This is a genomic window from Massilia sp. LXY-6, from assembly GCF_051233485.1.
In the GTDB taxonomy this organism is placed as follows: Bacteria; Pseudomonadota; Gammaproteobacteria; order Burkholderiales; family Burkholderiaceae_D; genus Telluria.
This window is the reverse complement of the sequence record NZ_JBKFGF010000067.1, coordinates 1-1,759: the sequence shown is the minus strand read 5'-3', so window position 1 is coordinate 1,759 and position 1,759 is coordinate 1. Positions and strand designations below refer to the sequence as shown.

General features: G+C 66.1%; 2 protein-coding genes. Both read left to right on the top strand.

Going from position 1 to position 1,759, the window contains the following annotated elements:
- Nucleotides 1-178 precede the first annotated feature (178 nt).
- On the top strand, nt 179-1,288 hold the full coding sequence (locus tag ACI48D_RS23905; RefSeq protein ID WP_435573737.1) for a muconate/chloromuconate family cycloisomerase: 1,110 nt from the start codon (nt 179-181) through the stop codon (nt 1,286-1,288).
- A gap of 19 nt (nt 1,289-1,307) precedes the next feature.
- Nucleotides 1,308-1,598: a muconolactone Delta-isomerase gene (catC, locus tag ACI48D_RS23900; protein ID WP_435573736.1), complete on the top strand. Its 291-nt coding sequence runs from the start codon at nt 1,308-1,310 to the stop codon at nt 1,596-1,598.
- The last annotated feature ends 161 nt before the right edge of the window (nt 1,599-1,759 follow it).

The following is a 1,759-nucleotide window of genomic DNA, read 5'->3' as shown; positions in this document are numbered from 1 at the left end:
CCCCCGCCCCGCCATCCCTCCCCCCTCCCCTTGGCCCGCCCGCGGGCCACTCCTGGCTGCCGCCGCCGCACCGATACTCCATACCTGATGAGTATCGGAGTTATACCAAATCAGTGTTGGACGCCCATCATCTCTGGGAATATCGTGTCATCACCTTAGCGCATGATACGCAACGAATATGATACAGAAAATCGAAACCTTCCTCGTCGACGTCCCGACGATCCGCCCGCACAAGTTGTCCGTGGCCACCATGAACACCCAGACCCTGGTGCTGGTCCGCGTCAGCTGCGCGGACGGCATCCAGGGCTGGGGCGAAGCCACCACCATCGGCGGCCTGGCCTACGGCGAAGAGAGCCCGGAAAGCATCAAGACGAATATCGACACTTATTTCGCGCCGCTGCTGACCGGCATGGATGCGAGCCGTCCGGCCGCCGTGATGGCCAAGGCGCGCAAGGCCATCCAGGGCAACCGCTTCGCCAAGTGCGCGATCGAGACCGCGCTGCTGGATGCGCAGGCGCGCCGCCTGGGCGTGCCGCTGTCGGAACTGCTGGGCGGCCGGGTGCGCGACGCCCTGCCGGTGGCCTGGACCCTGGCCAGCGGCGACACCGCCAAGGACATCGCCGAGGCCGAACACATGCTCGACATCCGCCGCCACCGCATCTTCAAGCTGAAGATCGGCCTGCGCAGCGTGGATGACGATGTCGCCCACGTGCTGGCGATCAAGCGCGCGCTGGGCGAACGCGCCAGCGTCCGGGTCGACGTCAACCAGGCCTGGAACGAACTGGATGCCGTGCGCGGCATCGCCAAGCTGGAAGCCGGCGGCGTCGACCTGATCGAGCAACCGGTCAAGGCCGGCAACCGCGCCGCCCTGGCCCGCCTGAAGCAGCGCTTCGACGTCGCCGTCATGGCCGACGAGGCCCTGCACGGCCCGGACGACGCGATGGCGCTGGCGCGCATGGATGCGGCCGACGTCTACGCCGTCAAGATCTGCCAGTCCGGCGGCCTGACCGCGGCGCTGGAAGTGGCGACCGTGGCGCGCCTGGCCGGCATCGCCCTGTACGGCGGCACCATGCTGGAAGGCGGGATCGGTACCGCCGCCACCGCCCACGTCTGCGCGACCTTCCCCGAACTGGCCTGGGACACCGAACTGTTCGGCCCCCTGCTGCTGACCCAGGAAGTGCTGCGCGAGCCGCTGGTCTACCGCGACTTCATGCTGCAGGTGCCGAGCGGTCCCGGCCTGGGCGTCGAGATCGACATCGAAAAGCTGCACGCCATGCAGCGCAAGTAAATCAACCATTGGAGTAACCATGCTGTTCCATGTACGAATGAACGTGAACCTGCCGGCATCGATGCCGCAGGACGAAGCCGCGGCGCTGAAACAGGTCGAGAAGGACTACTCGCAGCGCCTGCAGCGCGAAGGCAAGTGGCGCCACATCTGGCGCATCGCAGGTCAGTACGCCAACGTCAGCGTCTTCGACGTCGACAGCGTCGACGAGCTGCATACGCTGCTGACGTCCCTGCCGCTGTTCCCCTACATGCAGATCGAGGTGATGCCGCTGTGCCGTCACCCGTCGTCGGTGTGCGAAGACGACCGCTGATCACCGTTCCATACCCCGAAGGAGACATGCAATGAATCACGAACAGATCGAAACCCTGGTCAAGAACTGGGTAGTCGACGCCGCCGACCGCCCCGCCAACCCGCGCGTGCAGGAAGTCGTGCTACGCCTGCTGGGCGACCTGTGCAAGGCCATCGAAGACC

Bases quoted from the DNA above. Each gene is read 5' to 3' on its own strand.
- ACI48D_RS23905 (WP_435573737.1), top strand. From the start codon at position 179: ATGATACAGAAAATCGAAACCTTCCTCGTCGACGTCCCGACGATCCGC.
- catC (WP_435573736.1), top strand. From the start codon at position 1,308: ATGCTGTTCCATGTACGAATGAACGTGAACCTGCCGGCATCGATGCCG.